Raw genomic sequence first — 16,332 nt, 5'->3', positions numbered from 1 at the left:
TTAACAATAAAAAACCGAAAATAAATAATTGAAAAGATGTGTCATACACAATAAATCATAACTTTCTAAAAAACAAACCTGTAAGCTATTCATAGCTCAAAAACATATTTAATAAATTTAAATTGGCTTTAAAAATTAACTTTTAAATACAATAAGATCCGCTAAATGATGCCTGTCTATTTTGTACTTTTGTATTCCTTCTTTTTAATTACAACTCTCTTATGAAATTACTATACTCCTATATAATCAAACATAAAATGCTTTTGTTTTTTGCTTTGATTATGGCTACTATAAACATTTGTTTCAGTTTATCAGATTCTATTATTACCGGTAAATTAATGCAGGACTGCGGTGTTGGCCTACATAAATATGACGGAAATGTGAATGGTTTTATCAAATCATTATCTTTTTGGCTTGGGCTTTCGCTTGGTGCTGCAATGATTTCGAGAATCACCAAAAACTTTCAGGATTATTTTACCAATGTGGTAATTCAAAGAACCGGTGCTCAAATGTACACAGACGGAATTAAAAAATCTCTCGATTTGCCTTATGCCGAATTTGAAGATCAGCGAAGCGGCGAAACTTTAAGCAAACTGACCAAAGTACGCTCTGATTCTGAAAAACTGATTACACTTTCGATTTCATTGATTTTCCAGACTATAATCGGATTTATCTTTGTAATTGTATATGTCGCCCGAATTGATTTTCGTATTTCACTTATCTTTTTAATTACTGCACCCATTATTGCTTTGGTAAGTTCTTATCTGGGTAGAAAGATTAAAATAGTTTCTAAAAAAATTGTGAATCAGACCAATGCTTTGGCAGGTTCTACAACCGAAAGTTTAAGAAACATCGAATTGGTAAAAAGTCTTGGTTTGACGTATCAGGAAGAAAAACGTCTGAACTTAAATACCTTTAAAATCCTGCATCTTGAATTAGAAAAAGTTCGTTACATTCGAAGTTTGAGTTTTATTCAGGGAACAACCGTTCACTTTTTAAGAACCTGCGTGGTTTTTACTTTGTATTATTTTCTATTTGGCGGAAAAATCATTGTAGGTGATTTATTGACCATGGTATTTTTTACCTTCTTTATTTTTGGCCCTTTACAGGAATTAGGAAACTTTATTATTGTAGTCAACGAGACAAAAGTTTCTATGGAAAATTTCAAAACTTTATTGAGTGCTCCAAAAGAATTTCGCCCTAAAAACCCAAAACATGTTGGCGCCATTCAGTCGTTGTTATTTTCGAATGTTAGTTTCAAACATAAAACAGCAAAATTTAAAGCGGTTGAAAATATCAATTTCGAAATCAAACAAGGGCAGACTGTTGCCTTTGTTGGTCCGTCCGGTTCAGGCAAAACAACTTTGGTTAAATTACTTGTCGGATTATATATTCCCGCAGAAGGGCAGGTTTTATATAATGATATCGATTCAGCCGAAATTGATTTATTAGATCTAAGAAAACAATTAGGTTTTGTAACTCAGGATGCCCAATTATTCTCCGGAACAATTCGCGAAAATTTATTATTTGTGAAACCTAATGCAACCGATGAGGATTTATATGATGCACTAAAAAGAGCCAGCTGTGAAAAATTACTGAGACGTGCCGAAGACGGATTGAGCACCACAATTGGTGAAGGCGGAATAAAAGTTTCAGGTGGCGAAAAACAGCGTTTATCTATCGCGAGAGCTATTTTAAGAAATCCAAATTTATTGATTTTTGATGAAGCAACTTCTGCTTTGGATTCCATTACCGAAGAAGAAATCAATGCTACGATTAGAAGTATCTCGGATCAGAACAGAATTACGGTTTTAATTGCGCATCGTTTATCGACGGTAATGCATGCTGACAGAATTTTTGTTCTTGAACAAGGTAAAATAATCGAGCAGGGAAAACATGATGATTTAATTGCAGAGAAAGGGTTGTATTATGCTATGTGGCGCCAACAGATTGGTGAGCGAAAATAACTTTTAAAATTAGCAACTCTCTTAAGTTTACTTTTTGGAAGATAAAGAGAAACCCCTTTCATCACAAATGAAAGGGGTTTCTCTTTATACTTATTGAGTAATTAATAAGTATACTCAAATGTCTCGTCTCCACTTACTGATTTAGTCAAATAGTTATCACTATTGTATGTATTCACATACGTAGTTGTTCCTTCAATAACCTCACCTGATTTTTCAATTATTTTTGTTATATTATTAGGTGTATTAGCTTCTTTATCAAAAATCTCTGACTCTAAAAGTAGTGTATATCCTAAGATACCTTTAAAAGGATTATTTTTAGTATCATACTCAATAATATTCACAGAATCACCAAACTCAGCTTTAACTATATTCCCTTTCGAATCTAAAGTCAATACACTAGACCAATCTTGTTCTTCTTCCTGAGTTGAAAGATTTAATATAAAAGTAGCCACTGAAATTGTTCCATTTGAATTATAAGTATACGTCTTTCTTTTTGTTGAAGAATCTCCTGAATCAACTTTTAAAGAAGACTTTAATTTATTGTTTTCATAGGTAAAAGTTGTCGTCTGTGTATAAGTTTCACCTTCATAACTTTCAGTATAAACTGCCTTAGTTATTAAATCTCCTGTATAGGTAAAAATGATTTGATCTCCTCCATCATAAGTAAGGCTCACAATTTTGTTTCCATCATAAGAATAAGTAACTGTATTGTTCTCTTCCGGATGAGAAGCATAAGTATATTTCTCTGTTTTAGGCAAAAGTATTTTTTCATCTGTGGTATCATCACTTGAACAAGAAGAAAGCACTAGCATTAAACTGCTAAACAGGCATAAGATTTTTTTCATTTGGGCTATATTTATTGTATTAATTATCCTTCAAATAAACCGAATTTAAAATTAAAAACCTAACTTTTTTTCACAATAAAACCCGTATAATTACTAACAATTATACGGGTTTTATTATTATTGATTTTAAATTTTACTTTAAGAAATCCACAGCTTTAGCAAGCGCATCACCAATTCCATCAACGTTTTTACCTCCTGCAGTTGCGAAGAAAGGCTGACCTCCTCCACCTCCCTGAATATATTTACCTAACTCACGAACAACCTGTCCTGCGTTTAAGTTTTTGGCTGCTACAATTTCTTTTGAAATGTAACAGGTTAACATTGGTTTCCCTTCATGAGCTGTAGCAAAAACTACAAATAAATTGTTATATGAATTCCCCAATTCGTAAGCCAGATCTTTTGCCCCTTCCGGATTCAAATCTACTTGTTTAGCTAAAAACTGAACTCCATTGATTTCCTGTAATTCTTTAGCTAAATCAGCTTTCATATTTTTAGCTTTATCTTTCAATAAAACTTCCAATTGTTTTTTCAACTGAATATTCTCGTCTTGCAATGCCTGAATCGCTTTTACAGGATCCTGAGCATTTTTAAGCGCTTCTTTAATTTCGCTTAAAGAAACAGCTTGCGATTCAAAATATTCTTTTGCAGCTTCACTTGTGATTGCCTCAATCCTTCTGATTCCGGCTGCAACTGCTCCCTCAGAAACAATTTTAAAATGCCAGATATCAGATGTATTTGCAACGTGTGTTCCTCCGCATAACTCAACAGAATCTCCAAATTTAATCGTACGAACTAAATCACCGTATTTCTCACCAAACAAAGCAATTGCTCCATCTTCAAGAGCCTGCTCTTTTGGTATAGCTCTTTTTTCAATTAATGGCAAACTCTCACGAATCCTTGCATTTACGAAGTTCTCTACTTCTAACAACTCTTCATCAGTAACTTTAGAGAAATGTGAAAAGTCAAAACGTAAAGAAGCATTTCTTACCATCGAACCTTTTTGCTCAATATGAGTTCCTAAAATCTTACGTAACCCCTGGTGCAATAAGTGCGTAGCCGAGTGATTTGATGAAGTTTTAGCTCTTTGAATAGCATCTACAACCGCATTAAAAGTTCCGGTAATATTTTCCGGTAGTGATTGTGCTAAATGTATCGTTTGGTTATTTTCTTTTTTAGTATCAATAATATAAACGATATCCCCGTTTGGAGCTTCAAGATATCCTTTATCTCCCGTTTGTCCTCCGCTTTCTCCATAAAAAGGCGTTGCATTAAAAACCAATTGAAAAATCTCACCATCTTTCACGCTTTCAACTCTTCTGTATTTAGTGATTTTTACCTGATGTGATAATCTGTCATAACCAACAAATTCCTGAATATCATCTTCAACAATTACATTCCAGTCTCCAGCTGTAACTTTAGAAGCAGCACGTGATCTTTCTTTTTGTAATTGCAATTGCTCCTGAAATCCTGCTTCATCTAATTTTAATCCTTTTTCAGAAAGAATCAAAGCTGTCAAATCGATTGGAAATCCGTAAGTATCATACAATTCAAAAGCTTTTTTACCATCGATTGTATCTCCGTTATTATTCAAAATTACAGCATCCAACAGAATTAATCCCTGATCTAATGTTCTCAAAAAAGAACTTTCTTCCTCACGGATTACATTTGAACAAAGTGCTTTTTGAGATTTAATTTCAGGGAAAGAATCTCCCATCTGCTCACTTAACGTTTCTACCAATTTGTAAATGAACGGTTCTTTAATTCCTAAGAAAGTAAATCCGTAACGAATGGCACGACGTAAAATTCTACGAATTACATAACCAGCTCCTGTGTTAGAAGGTAACTGACCATCTGCAATAGCAAAAGCCACTGCACGAACGTGATCTGCCACAACACGGATAGCAATATTTATTTTTTCTTCAGCTTCGTTTGATGCTTTTACTGTATAATTTGCAGCTGTGATAGTTTCGATTTCTCTAATTAAAGGCATAAAAACATCTGTGTCATAATTAGATGTTTTTCCTTGTAATGCCATGCACAAACGCTCAAATCCCATTCCGGTATCTACGTGCTGTGCCGGAAGTTTTTCTAGAGAACCATCAGCTTTACGGTTGAATTCCATGAATACGTTGTTCCAGATTTCAACTACCTGAGGATGATCATTGTTTACTAAACTTTTTCCAGAAACCTGAGCTTTCTCTTCTTCGGAACGTAAATCAACGTGAATTTCAGAACAAGGTCCGCATGGTCCCTGATCTCCCATTTCCCAGAAATTGTCTTTTTTATTTCCAAGAATGATCCGGTCTTCATCTATTAAAGTTTTCCAGATATCCCAGGCTTCCTGATCAAACGGAACATTATCTTCTTTACTTCCTTCAAAAACAGAAACATAAAGATTTTCTTTAGGAATTTTATATACTTCTGTCAATAGTTCCCAAGCCCAATTGATTGCTTCTTTTTTGAAATAATCTCCAAAAGACCAGTTCCCTAACATTTCAAACATCGTGTGATGATACGTATCAATACCTACTTCTTCAAGGTCATTATGTTTTCCTGAAACACGAAGACATTTTTGCGTATCGGCTATTCTTGGACTTTTTGGAGTTCCGTTTCCTAAGAAAAATTCTTTAAACTGGGCCATCCCCGAGTTATTGAACATTAAGGTTGGGTCGTCTTTAAGAACAATAGGAGCCGAAGGAACAATTGTATGTCCTTTACTCTCAAAAAAATCTAAAAATTGTTTACGTACGTCTTGTGATTTCATATTTTTTTTAATGCGATAATTTGAAAATGTATCAATGAGATAATTAATCTGAAAATGTGACAATTAGATAATTTTAATTAGAAACTTAAAATTCAAAACAATAAATTTCAGTTTAAATACATTATCTAATTATCAAACTGACACATTATCTAATTGTTTTAATTCTTGAAAAAAAGCCCCGAACAACTGAAACATTTACTAATTTTGTTCGACTCACTCATTTTACAAGCTGCAAAAATAGGGTATTTTAAAATATGGCGAAAGTAAAATATTATTACGACTCAGAAAATCTGGCTTATACAAAAATTAAAACCAGAAAAAGAATAAAATTTGGTTATGCCATGCTGTTTTTGCTGGCTTCTGCACTATTTGGTTTTTTAATTTTTGTTCTCTTAATTAATACGCCTTATTTTGAAACCCCAAAAGATAGATTACAGGCACGTGAAATTGAAAATTTAAAACTGCAATATGCCATTTTGAATAAAAAACTGGACGAAATTGATGCTGTAGCAGATGCTTTGGAAGAGCGTGACAATAATATTTACCGAATTTATTTCAATAAAGCTGAAATTCCGGACTCTACAAGAAAAGCAGGTTTCAGAAATCCTGAAAGATATAAGATTTTAGAAGGTTATAATAATTCACAATTGGTTTTGAATACCACAAAAAGAGTGGACAAACTCTCAAAACAACTGTCTATTCAATCTAAATCGTTAGATGAAATATTAAAACTTGCCAGTGCAAAAGGAAAGCTATTATTGGCTATTCCTGCCATTCAGCCAGTCCGTAATGAAAACTTAAAACATGTCGCATCCGGTTTTGGATACAGAATCGATCCTTTCACGAAAGTGCGAAAAATGCATAATGGTATGGATTTCACTGCCAGTACAGGCACTCCCGTGTATGCTACGGGTGACGGTGTTATTGCAAGAGCTGACAATTCGGCGTCAGGCTTTGGTAACCATGTAGTCATCAGGCATGGTTTTGGATACGAGAGTTTATATGCCCATTTAAGCAAATACAACTGCAGACCCGGGCAACATGTTAAACGTGGAGATGTTATTGGTTATGTAGGAAGTACAGGAAGATCTGAGGGACCACACTGTCATTATGAAGTACATAAAGATGGAAAAGTGGTAAATCCTCTTAATTTCTATTACGGAAATATTTCTGCAGCAGAATATGTTGTAATTTCACAAATGGCAAACCAGGAAAACCAGTCATTAGATTAATACTGTAAAAAGTATTATTTTTGAAATAAATTAGATACAAAAAACATGCATATTGAGCTTTCAAAAGATAAAAGATATTACAGCATTGGCGAAGTAGCCAAGGCTTTTAATGTCAATGCGTCTTTGATACGATTTTGGGACAGTGAATTTGATATCCTGAAACCTAAAAAGAATGCCAAAGGCAACCGAATGTTTACTCCTGAAGATATTACCAACTTACAGTTGATTTATCATTTGGTCAAAGAAAGAGGTTTTACGCTCGAAGGTGCCAAAATACACTTAAAAGAGGGTCAGAAGAAAACATTAGATAAATTCGAAATAATACGTAAATTAGAGACCATCAAAACACAATTAATAGATATAAAAAACGAATTGTAATTAAAAATTGAAATAAACTTAAATTAAAAAAATATGAAAAAGTGGTTAATCCCCGTAGGAATTATTGTAGCTCTTATTGCAATTATTGCATTTTGGTCAATTGGAATTAAAAACACTGCTTTGCAGCACAGTCAGGCTGTAAATAAGGAATGGGGAAATGTTCAAACGGCTTACCAAAGACGTAATGACCTTATCGGGAATTTAGTAAACACTGTAAAAGGAGCTGCTGATTTTGAAAAATCAACATTAACAGCAGTAATTGAAGCTCGCGCAAAAGCTACTTCTGTAACAATTGACCCTTCGAATGTAACTCCTGAACAACTAGCACAATTCAATCAGGCTCAAAGCGGTGTAACTTCATCATTATCAAAATTATTGGTTTCTGTTGAACAATATCCAACTTTAAAAACAAACGAAAACTTCCTGAAATTACAAGACGAATTGGCAAGTACTGAAAATCAGATTTTAACTGCAAGAACTCGTTTTAACGAATCTGTACAAGTTTATAACGGATATGTTTTAAAAATTCCAAACAACTGGTTTTTGAGCGAATACAAAGAAAAACCATATTTTGAAGCTTCTACAGGTGCAGACAAACCAGTTGAAGTAAAATTCTAAATAAAAAATTATAACTCTAAAATAATTCAAATGTCAAAAGTAGAAGATTTTTTAACCAAAGAAGAAGAGCAGGAAATTGTTGAAGCTATTCGCGTGGCTGAAAAAAATACTTCTGGCGAAATTAGAGTTCATATAGAAAAAACAACTTCTAAAGCCCATTTTGACCGGGCTTTAGAAGTTTTTCATGAATTGCGTATGGATGAAACCCAGCTTCAAAATGGTGTTTTATTCTATTTTGCAGTTGATGATAAAAACTTTGTTGTTTGCGGTGACAAAGGCATAAATGATCTGGTTGCAGATGATTTTTGGGATTGCACCAAAGACAAAATGACAGAACAATTTAAAGCCGGTAAATTCAAACAAGGTATTGTTGACGGAATTTTAAATGCCGGTGAACAGTTAAAAAAATACTTCCCTTGGTCTGAAGGCGATACAAACGAATTATCTAACGAAATCTCAAAAGGATAAATGATGAAAATTTCCAAAAACAAAATATCTAATTCCAAAGGAGTTTTTCGATTTACCTTTTTACTAATTGCTTTTTTAATCTGTACTTCAGGATTTTCACAATTTACAATTCCTGAAAAACCAAGTTTTCAGACTTCTGTTTATGATTATGCTAATATCCTAAATGCTTCTGAAAAAACACAATTAGAAGAAAAATTAGTTCGTTATTCAGATTCGACTTCTACACAGATTGTCGTTATTACCATTGAAAGTTTAAAAGGAGAAGATATTGGAATTCTTACTCCAAAATGGGCGCATCAATGGGGTATCGGACAGGCAAAAGAAGACAATGGTGTTTTGATTCTGCTTGCTAAAACCGAAAGAAAGATCTGGATTTCGCCTGGTTACGGACTCGAAGACAGACTAACAGCCGGAATTGGCGGAGAAATCACACGAAATATAATCATTCCTGAATTTAAAGCAGGAAGTTATTACCGAGGACTTGATAAAGGTGCAGATGCTCTTTTTGATGTTTTTAAAGGAAAATATAAAGGAGAAAGAAAACAAAAAGCCAAAGGAAAAGACTTTCCGATACTGCCTTTTATTGTTATTGTCGTAATTATATTAATTTTACTGGCACGAAATAAAAAAGGAGGCGGAGGAAATTCTGGCAACAATAGTGGCGGAGGTCCAAGCCTGCTTGATGTAATCATCCTTAGCAACCTCGGAAGAAGCGGAGGAGGCGGATTTGGAGGCTTCGGCGGAGGATCATCGGGAGGTGGTTTTGGCGGAGGCGGAGGTTTCGGTGGAGGATTTGGCGGAGGCGGATTCTCTGGTGGAGGTTCAGGTGGAAGCTGGTAAATTAAATTTTGTTTCAGGTTTTAAGTTTTGTTTGAAATTTCAAGTTATCTTTGAAAATATTTTTAGCTTCAAAATTTAATTCATAATTTATAATTCACAATTCATAATTAAAAATAGATGTTATCACATAAAGCAAAATACGCCCTTAAAGCCCTACTTTATTTAGCAGAACAGGACGAAAATCACATTTCTAAAACTATAGAAATTGCTGAAGGTGCTAATATTCCTAAAAAGTTTTTAGAGCAGATTTTACTGGACCTAAAACGAGGCCGTTTTGTGAGCAGCAAGCAGGGAAAATTTGGCGGCTATTACCTTATAAAATCGAAAAATGACATTACTTTGGCAGAAATTCACCGATTATTTGACGGTGCAATTGCTCTTTTGCCATGTGCTTCTTTAAATTTTTACGAGCCTTGTTCTGATTGTAAAACTGAGGAGGAATGCAGTCTGCGCCACGGTTTGATGATTATTCGTAATGAAACTTTAAAGGCAATGCAGAACATCACAATCGCTTCATTAATAAAAAAATAAAAAAATTTTACTCAAAACCCTACCAAGTAGATAGATTTTATATATATTTGCAAAAAATAATTAACAAATCATTTACAAATTTTGACCAATGAAAGAAAAATTAAGTAAGTCTTATGTATCTAAAAGTCTTTTGCAAAAAAGTAATTATAAAAACTTCACTGCTGTGAAAAACAATTCTTCTATGATGTGTATGTGCTGGTAAAAAAATTTAATCCTAAATTCTACTAATCACATATACATAATATAAAAATGAAAAATTCTATCAAAAATATATTTACAATACTTTCAATTTTAACTTTCTCTGTTTCATTCGCACAAAACATTGAAGGAACAATTACAGATTCAGAAAAAAATCCTTTAGAAGCTGCCAATGTGGTCGTAAAAGGAACAACAATAAACACAACTACTGATGCTAGCGGACACTTTAGTCTGGATACAAAAGAAAAAAAACTTCCTTTAACCGTATTAGTTCAATACGTAGGTTATAAAACTGCCGAGGTAGAAATTACTGCTTTACCAGCACCTCTTTTACAAATTGCATTAAGAGAAGAAAATGAACTTATTGAAGTTGTGGTTTCATCAAGACGCAGAATAGAAAAAGTTCAGGATATTCCGATTGCAGTTTCTGTTGTAACCGGAAAACAAGCTGAGCAAGCCGGAGCTTTTAACGTAAATCGTATAAAAGAATTGGTTCCATCAGTACAATTATATTCGTCTAACCCAAGAAATACAGGAATTAATATTCGTGGTTTAGGTTCTCCATACGGACTTACTAATGATGGTATCGATCCGGGAGTAGGTTTCTATGTAGATGGAGTTTATTATGCACGTCCCGCTGCAACTACACTAGATTTTATTGATGTTGAGCAAATTGAGGTATTACGTGGCCCACAGGGTTCATTATTCGGAAAAAATACTACTTCAGGAGCCTTTAACATCACTACACGTAAACCAAGTTTTACTTCAGGAGCTGATTTTGAAGTAAGCTACGGAAACTATGCTTTCCTTCAGGCGAAAGCGTCTGTTACAGGAGCCTTGGGTAAAAAAGTAGCCGGTCGTTTGTCCTTTTCAGGCACTCAGCGTGATGGTCTAGTTGACAACATTGCAACAGGAAGAGCAACAAATACCTTAAACAATCAGGGAATCAGAGGTCAGTTACTTTATACTCCATCAGAAAATACAAATATTATATTTGCTGCCGATATTACAACACAACGCCCTGACGGATATGCTCAGGTAGTAGCTGGTGTTGCACCAACCAAAAGAGCAGCTTATCGTCAGTTTAATGCTATCATCGCTGATTTGAACTATCAATTACCTAGTTTAAATGCTTTTGACCGAAAAATCGACCAGGATACACCTTGGCGTTCGGGACAAGATATGGGTGGATTCTCTCTTAACGTTGACACAAAAATTGGAGGTGGAACTTTAACTTCAACAACAGCATGGCGTTTTTGGAATTGGGATCCATCAAATGACAGGGATTTTACAGGGTTACAGGTTTTAGCAAAGTCACAAAACCCTACAAGACAAACACAAGTAACTCAGGAAGTTCGTTATGCAGGTCAGCTTACATCTAAAATTAGTGGTGTGGCAGGAGTTTTCTTTATCGACCAGACATCACAAACTGATGGTACGGAAGAATCTGGTGATGCTCAATGGAGATTTTCTCAAAGCACTACCAGCCCATTATGGAAAACACCTGGTCTTTTTGAAGGATACGGAATCAAAACTGATGCAAGAATCAGAGCTTCCAGTGCTGCCGTTTTTGGCCAAATCGATTGGGCAATTACAGATCGTTTCCATGTTTTACCAGGCTTAAGATATAACTTTGATAAAAAAGATGCACATTATGCCCGTAAAACTTATGGAGGTCTTCAAACTACAGATCCAGCCTTACTGGCTTTGAAAAAATCAGTTTACTCTGATCAGGCGTTTGACTCAGATACAGACAACACAGACTTTTCCGGAAATATAACACTTACCTTTAAAGCTTCAGATAAAATTAATTTTTATGGAACTTACGCTAAAAGTTACAAACCTGTCGGAGTTAACGTAGCTGGTCTTCCATCAAATTCTTCAGGACAACCAATGACTGAACTTGCAGTAATTAAGCCTGAAAAAGTAAATCATTTTGAGGTTGGAGTTAAAACATCTCCGTTTCAAAACTCAATCTTCAACTTAACGTTCTTTAACACTAATATCAAAGATTATCAAACCAACGTTCAGGCTGCTGAATTAGGTGTAAACCGTGGTTATCTGGCCAATGCTGATGAAGTACGTGTAAGAGGTGCTGAATTGGATGCCAGTTTTGTTTTCAGCAAGCATTTAACAATAAATGCAGCAGCCACTTATACAGAAGGTACATATGTTAAATTTACCAATGCACCGCTTCCATTAGAAGATACAGGACTTGTTGTTGATGGAGTTCAGGTAGCTTATAAAGATGTTTCCGGGACTGACTTGCCGGGTGTATCAAGATGGGCAGGATCTTTAGGAGGTGAGCTTTCAGATAATGCAAGATTTTTTGGAAACGCAGGAAAAATTTTCCTTGGAATAGATTCTTACGCACGTTCTGAATTCTCTTCAAGCCCTTCGGCTTCAAAATATTTAGTAGTTCCCGGATATGCTATTTTCAATGCACGTTTAGGTTTCCGTGCATCACAAGGATTATCAGTTCACTTTTGGGGACGTAATCTCTTAAACAAAGATTACTACGAGCAATTATTACCTGCCGGTGGAAACGCAGGACACTATGCAGCTGTATTGGGTGATCAAAGAACTTATGGAATTACTTTAAAATATTCGCTATAATAATATAAAGAAAGTTAGTTTGGTTAAACGGGATGTGCTTTTAAAAGGCACATCCCGTTTTTTTATAATTCATCTGAAATCACAAAATAGAATTTAAATCAAATTTAAAAAACGCATCACTCGTTATAAATCACCCTTCATTTGTATATATTCGCAGCCTGAATTTACGAGGACAAATGAAATTTTTAAAATTCATACTTTTTTTAGCGTTTTTTAGTCAGTTTTCTTTAGCGCAAAGCAAAAAAAACATTGAACACCAGACTCTGACATGGATTCGGTATTACAATATTTTCCCCCTATCTGAGAAATGGTCACTGCATTCTGAACTTGATAACAGAAGCTTTATAAATCCTGTTCATGAAAATGTATTTGTTTTCAGAACACAGGGAAGATATCGTGCGGGTCAGCATGTAGATTTAGGAGGTGGATTTGCTTATTTTAGCGTTAATACCCAGACACCGGTATCAGATCCTGAATTTTCAATACCCGAATATCGTATCCAGCAGGATATTACTTTTATAAATGATCTTGCAAAAATCACCTTCCATAACCGTTTTCAGCTCGAAGAACGATTTATACAAAAAGCAGATAAAACTTCATTATTAAATGAATTTTCTTTTGCTTTTCGATTCAGATATCGCCTGCAATCGACTTTTACACTTTGGGAAAAAGAAAAAAGAAGCCTAAAAGGAACTATCTCTGATGAAATTTTATTCAATCACGGTAAAGACAATAAGAAAAATACTTTTGACCAAAACCGTTTTTATGCTGCCCTGCGTTATCATTTTAATCCTAATATTGGTTTAGAATTAGGTTACCTGAAAAACTTTCAGAGACGGGCAAGCGGTGTTGATTTTTACGACAGGGATATTATCCGTTTTACCGTTTATCACAGAATCAACAGAAAAATAAAATCATAGAACTAAATTCCAATTATTGAAATTCCAAATTCCAATATTGTATCACTTATGAACACGCAATAAAAAACTCCAGCTTAGCCGGAGTTTATATTTTTGTTGAAGCTTTATCTTTAAGTTTAAAATTCAAAATTAATCTTCTCTTTCTCTTCCCCCACGGTCTTCTCTATAACCACCTTCACCTCGTTCTCCACGCTCTCCACCTCTTCTTTTTAAAGCTTTTTCACCAGCAAAATTTCCGATTTTATAGGCTACCGAAAACATTACATAACGTTTCAAAACGGTATTTTGTTCATCACGCACCGAAGTAGCAGAAATGCTTCTTGTAGCACTTTGGTTCTGATTGAGCACATCATACACTTTTATTTTAGCATATAATGTTTTGTTTAAAAAACCATATGATAAACTGGTATTCCACAAATAAAAATCCTTTTTAAAATCATCCGAAAGATTCGAATTATAGGTATATCCAAAATCATTTCCAAAAATTAAATTTGCTGGCCAGTATGTTGTCGTTTGCAAATTTGCCCTGTGCACAACTGTTGAAGTCGAAGTCGCAGAAGTATTTTCGTAATGTGTTTCATTAAATGACAATCCGTAAGATGGAGAAATAGTCAGCAATTCACCATATTCATAAGTGAAATATAATTTAGGTGAAATTGCTGTTGATTTAGCATTATATAAAACCGCATTTGTATATCCTTTATCAAAATTATAGCTCCCGTTTACGCCAATTCCATATCGTAAAACGTGCGCATCTCTTTTAATCGACTGATTCCAGTTTACTCCAGCAGAAAGAGAATAATTACCTGAAATATTTATATAGGTTGTTGTTCTTTTACCATTTACATCAAAGACAGAAGTCGAAACAATATCATTATTAAAATAATCTCCTTTTAGCGAAAAAGCATAACCGGAACGAGTACGGAAATCGAAATTCCTAAAATTAAAATTCATCGAATTTTTCTCAATAGGATCTAAATTTGGATTACCAACGATACTATTCAATGGATTATTCAAATTGGCGATAGGCATTAAATAATTTGCTGAAGGTATTGCATTAGAGTAATCGTATTTTAATGTCAAATTCTTAGACTTACTAAATTTATATCGCAATTGAGCCGATGCAAAAGGTAAGGCGTACTTTTTATTCAACTGTGTTTCATTGCCCATATATAACGAATAATTATCAAAATTGACAATAGAGGTTCTAGAATCCAGATTTAGTGTATAATTATTTTTTCGCAATGTTATTCCAACTTTTGGCGCTACCGAATTTTGTGAAGACATTGTATAAGTTGTTAACGAAGAATTCAAATCTATAATCTCACCAGTATCACGATCTACATCATAGGTTTGCTGGTCATTTGATGAACTTTGCCAATCAAAATCAGAACCAAAGCGTACTCTTAGAGAATCTGTAATTGGCTCTGTATATTCTAAATCTAATGAATAAGAGTCGGAAACATTTCTACCATTTGTTTTTTGGTATCGATCAACATTTTTTTCCGGTTCCTTAGTAAAAAAAGTATTTGAATCATTAAACCCATCTGAATCATTTTTGGTATTATTGTTTGAAAAAACAAAACTCATATTTCGTGCTTTTTTCTCAAAAGCTTTATTAAAATTGATTGTATTTGCAAAATTAGTTGCAGTTGTTTCTTTGTATGATTTTGCTTCACTATTATTCAAAAGCTCTCCATTTTCATCATCCAACGTAGTGGTACTCGACGAATCCGATTTTCCATTTGAACGTGTCTGCCCAACATTTGGAGTAATAACAAGACGTGTAGTTGGGTCTATTTTGCACTCCAACTCAAAGTTTGCAGTATTTCCGGTGCTTTCATTTCGAGTTTCAGAACCAGCAACTGTATAGTTATTTCCTGTAGGTAAAATACTCATTTCATTGGAGTTACTTTCGTTTTTATTAATTGTATTCGAAAAGTTGTAACTTCCGGTAGCCAGGAGTTTTTCTGTCCAGTCATCAGAATAATTAACACCCAATAAATTAGACTGAGTAATTCCCTTACCCGATCCTCCTGAGCTTCTGCCTCCTCTGGTGGTTCTGCCTCCGCCCATACTGTCAAATACCTCATCCTGAGCAAAACCGGTTGAGTTGATATTATTTGAAGACCCCAGAATACTGATTTTCTGTTTGTTATTAAAGAAATTTATAAGCAGGCTGCTTTCATAACGATCGTCAGAGCCATATCCACCCAGGATTTTTCCGAAGTAGCCTTTGTTTTTCTTTTCATCAATAGTAAGGTTGATACTCGAATAATCTGATGTAGATTCTTGTTTGGATAATTCTTCTTTTTTGGTTTTAAAATCAGAAACCTGGACTTTTTGAATAATCTCGGCAGGCAAATTTTTCAGCGCAATTGCACCATCTCTGTCAAAAAAAGGTTTTCCGTTCACCAGCAGCTGATTTACTTCTCTTCCGTTAACCATAATTTTTCCGGCATCGTCGATATCAAAACCAGGTAATTGTTTTAATAAAGTCTCTACGTTTGCATCCGGACGAACTTTATAAGAAGCAGCATTGTATTCTAAGGTATCCTGTTTCATACGGATTGGCGGAGCCTCGCTTTTAACTACGACTTCATTTAAAGTATTTACACTTTCGAGCAGATATAATTTGCCAAAATCTTTACTTTCCAAAAGACCATTTTGCTCTTCCGTATAAGTTTGATATCCTAAATAATTTATTTTAAGGAAAACCGGTTTATCAAGTTTTTTTGTATTTAATCTGAAGAATCCGTTCTTATCTGTTGTTGCGTAATCAATAACCGTGGAATCTTTAACCGTGGTAAAATAAACGGTAGCTAATTCGACCGGCAGCTGCGTATTAATATCAAGTACGGTACCTTTAAGAACAATATCATTCTGAGCATTAGCCGAATAAGCAAAAATAAAAAGCAGTAAAAAGTAATAAATTCTGGTCATAAAAATGTTTGG

The 16,332-nt window shown here is 34.3% G+C and carries 12 protein-coding genes; 9 read left to right on the top strand and 3 right to left on the bottom strand.

The window, feature by feature from the left end:
- Positions 1 to 221: 221 nt before the first annotated feature.
- Positions 222 to 1,967: an ABC transporter ATP-binding protein gene (locus tag GWR14_RS18410; protein ID WP_163410567.1), complete on the top strand. Its 1,746-nt coding sequence runs from the start codon at positions 222 to 224 to the stop codon at positions 1,965 to 1,967.
- A gap of 101 nt (positions 1,968 to 2,068) precedes the next feature.
- Here GWR14_RS18410 and GWR14_RS18405 read toward each other — a convergent pair whose 3' ends face one another.
- Complete coding sequence (locus GWR14_RS18405) at positions 2,069 to 2,812, bottom strand: hypothetical protein (RefSeq protein WP_163410566.1); 744 nt, start codon at positions 2,810 to 2,812, stop codon at positions 2,069 to 2,071.
- A 133-nt stretch (positions 2,813 to 2,945) separates the two neighbouring features.
- The gene (gene alaS, locus GWR14_RS18400) at positions 2,946 to 5,576 is read right to left on the bottom strand and encodes an alanine--tRNA ligase (protein ID WP_163410564.1); all 2,631 of its coding nucleotides are present in this window, start codon (positions 5,574 to 5,576) and stop codon (positions 2,946 to 2,948) included.
- 254 nt (positions 5,577 to 5,830) lie between these two features.
- Here alaS and GWR14_RS18395 point away from each other — a divergent pair, with 254 nt between their 5' ends.
- From GWR14_RS18395 to GWR14_RS18360, 8 genes are all read left to right on the top strand, one after another.
- Positions 5,831 to 6,808, top strand: coding sequence for a peptidoglycan DD-metalloendopeptidase family protein (locus GWR14_RS18395; protein WP_163410563.1), 978 nt, complete (start codon positions 5,831 to 5,833; stop codon positions 6,806 to 6,808).
- 45 nt (positions 6,809 to 6,853) lie between these two features.
- Entirely contained in the window at positions 6,854 to 7,186 is a 333-nt protein-coding gene (locus GWR14_RS18390) for a MerR family transcriptional regulator (RefSeq protein ID WP_163410561.1), read from the top strand.
- A 33-nt stretch (positions 7,187 to 7,219) separates the two neighbouring features.
- Positions 7,220 to 7,804, top strand: coding sequence for a LemA family protein (locus GWR14_RS18385; RefSeq protein WP_163410559.1), 585 nt, complete (start codon positions 7,220 to 7,222; stop codon positions 7,802 to 7,804).
- A gap of 30 nt (positions 7,805 to 7,834) precedes the next feature.
- Positions 7,835 to 8,272 (top strand): TPM domain-containing protein, encoded by a 438-nt coding sequence (locus tag GWR14_RS18380; protein ID WP_163410557.1) that lies wholly within the window; start codon positions 7,835 to 7,837, stop codon positions 8,270 to 8,272.
- Between the two features lie 3 nt (positions 8,273 to 8,275).
- Positions 8,276 to 9,112 (top strand): TPM domain-containing protein, encoded by an 837-nt coding sequence (locus GWR14_RS18375; RefSeq protein WP_163410556.1) that lies wholly within the window; start codon positions 8,276 to 8,278, stop codon positions 9,110 to 9,112.
- A gap of 117 nt (positions 9,113 to 9,229) precedes the next feature.
- On the top strand, positions 9,230 to 9,643 hold the full coding sequence (locus GWR14_RS18370; protein WP_163410554.1) for an RrF2 family transcriptional regulator: 414 nt from the start codon (positions 9,230 to 9,232) through the stop codon (positions 9,641 to 9,643).
- Between the two features lie 249 nt (positions 9,644 to 9,892).
- A complete protein-coding gene (locus tag GWR14_RS18365) occupies positions 9,893 to 12,457 on the top strand; it encodes a TonB-dependent receptor (protein WP_163410553.1) in 2,565 nt (854 codons plus the stop codon).
- 176 nt (positions 12,458 to 12,633) lie between these two features.
- Positions 12,634 to 13,377, top strand: a complete 744-nt coding sequence (locus GWR14_RS18360) for a DUF2490 domain-containing protein (protein WP_163410551.1) — start codon at positions 12,634 to 12,636, stop codon at positions 13,375 to 13,377.
- A 129-nt stretch (positions 13,378 to 13,506) separates the two neighbouring features.
- Here the strand turns inward: GWR14_RS18360 and GWR14_RS18355 are convergent, their stop codons facing one another.
- Positions 13,507 to 16,320 carry an outer membrane beta-barrel protein gene (locus GWR14_RS18355; RefSeq protein ID WP_163410550.1) on the bottom strand — a complete coding sequence of 938 codons (2,814 nt, stop codon included), beginning with the start codon at positions 16,318 to 16,320 and terminating at the stop codon, positions 13,507 to 13,509.
- Positions 16,321 to 16,332: the final 12 nt, after the last annotated feature.

The organism is Flavobacterium ajazii (assembly GCF_010614725.1).
GTDB lineage: Bacteria > Bacteroidota > Bacteroidia > Flavobacteriales > Flavobacteriaceae > Flavobacterium > Flavobacterium ajazii.
This window is presented reverse-complemented; position numbering and strand designations above follow the sequence as displayed.

What these genes read in the sequence shown, in the direction of transcription:
- GWR14_RS18380 (WP_163410557.1), top strand. Translation starts at nt 7,835, where the DNA reads ATGTCAAAAGTAGAAGATTTTTTAACCAAAGAAGAAGAGCAGGAAATT.
- GWR14_RS18355 (WP_163410550.1), bottom strand. Translation starts at nt 16,320, where the DNA reads ATGACCAGAATTTATTACTTTTTACTGCTTTTTATTTTTGCTTATTCG.
- GWR14_RS18410 (WP_163410567.1), top strand. Translation starts at nt 222, where the DNA reads ATGAAATTACTATACTCCTATATAATCAAACATAAAATGCTTTTGTTT.
- GWR14_RS18370 (WP_163410554.1), top strand. Translation starts at nt 9,230, where the DNA reads ATGTTATCACATAAAGCAAAATACGCCCTTAAAGCCCTACTTTATTTA.
- GWR14_RS18375 (WP_163410556.1), top strand. Translation starts at nt 8,276, where the DNA reads ATGAAAATTTCCAAAAACAAAATATCTAATTCCAAAGGAGTTTTTCGA.
- GWR14_RS18390 (WP_163410561.1), top strand. Translation starts at nt 6,854, where the DNA reads ATGCATATTGAGCTTTCAAAAGATAAAAGATATTACAGCATTGGCGAA.
- GWR14_RS18365 (WP_163410553.1), top strand. Translation starts at nt 9,893, where the DNA reads ATGAAAAATTCTATCAAAAATATATTTACAATACTTTCAATTTTAACT.
- GWR14_RS18405 (WP_163410566.1), bottom strand. Translation starts at nt 2,812, where the DNA reads ATGAAAAAAATCTTATGCCTGTTTAGCAGTTTAATGCTAGTGCTTTCT.
- GWR14_RS18360 (WP_163410551.1), top strand. Translation starts at nt 12,634, where the DNA reads ATGAAATTTTTAAAATTCATACTTTTTTTAGCGTTTTTTAGTCAGTTT.
- GWR14_RS18395 (WP_163410563.1), top strand. Translation starts at nt 5,831, where the DNA reads ATGGCGAAAGTAAAATATTATTACGACTCAGAAAATCTGGCTTATACA.
- alaS (WP_163410564.1), bottom strand. Translation starts at nt 5,576, where the DNA reads ATGAAATCACAAGACGTACGTAAACAATTTTTAGATTTTTTTGAGAGT.
- GWR14_RS18385 (WP_163410559.1), top strand. Translation starts at nt 7,220, where the DNA reads ATGAAAAAGTGGTTAATCCCCGTAGGAATTATTGTAGCTCTTATTGCA.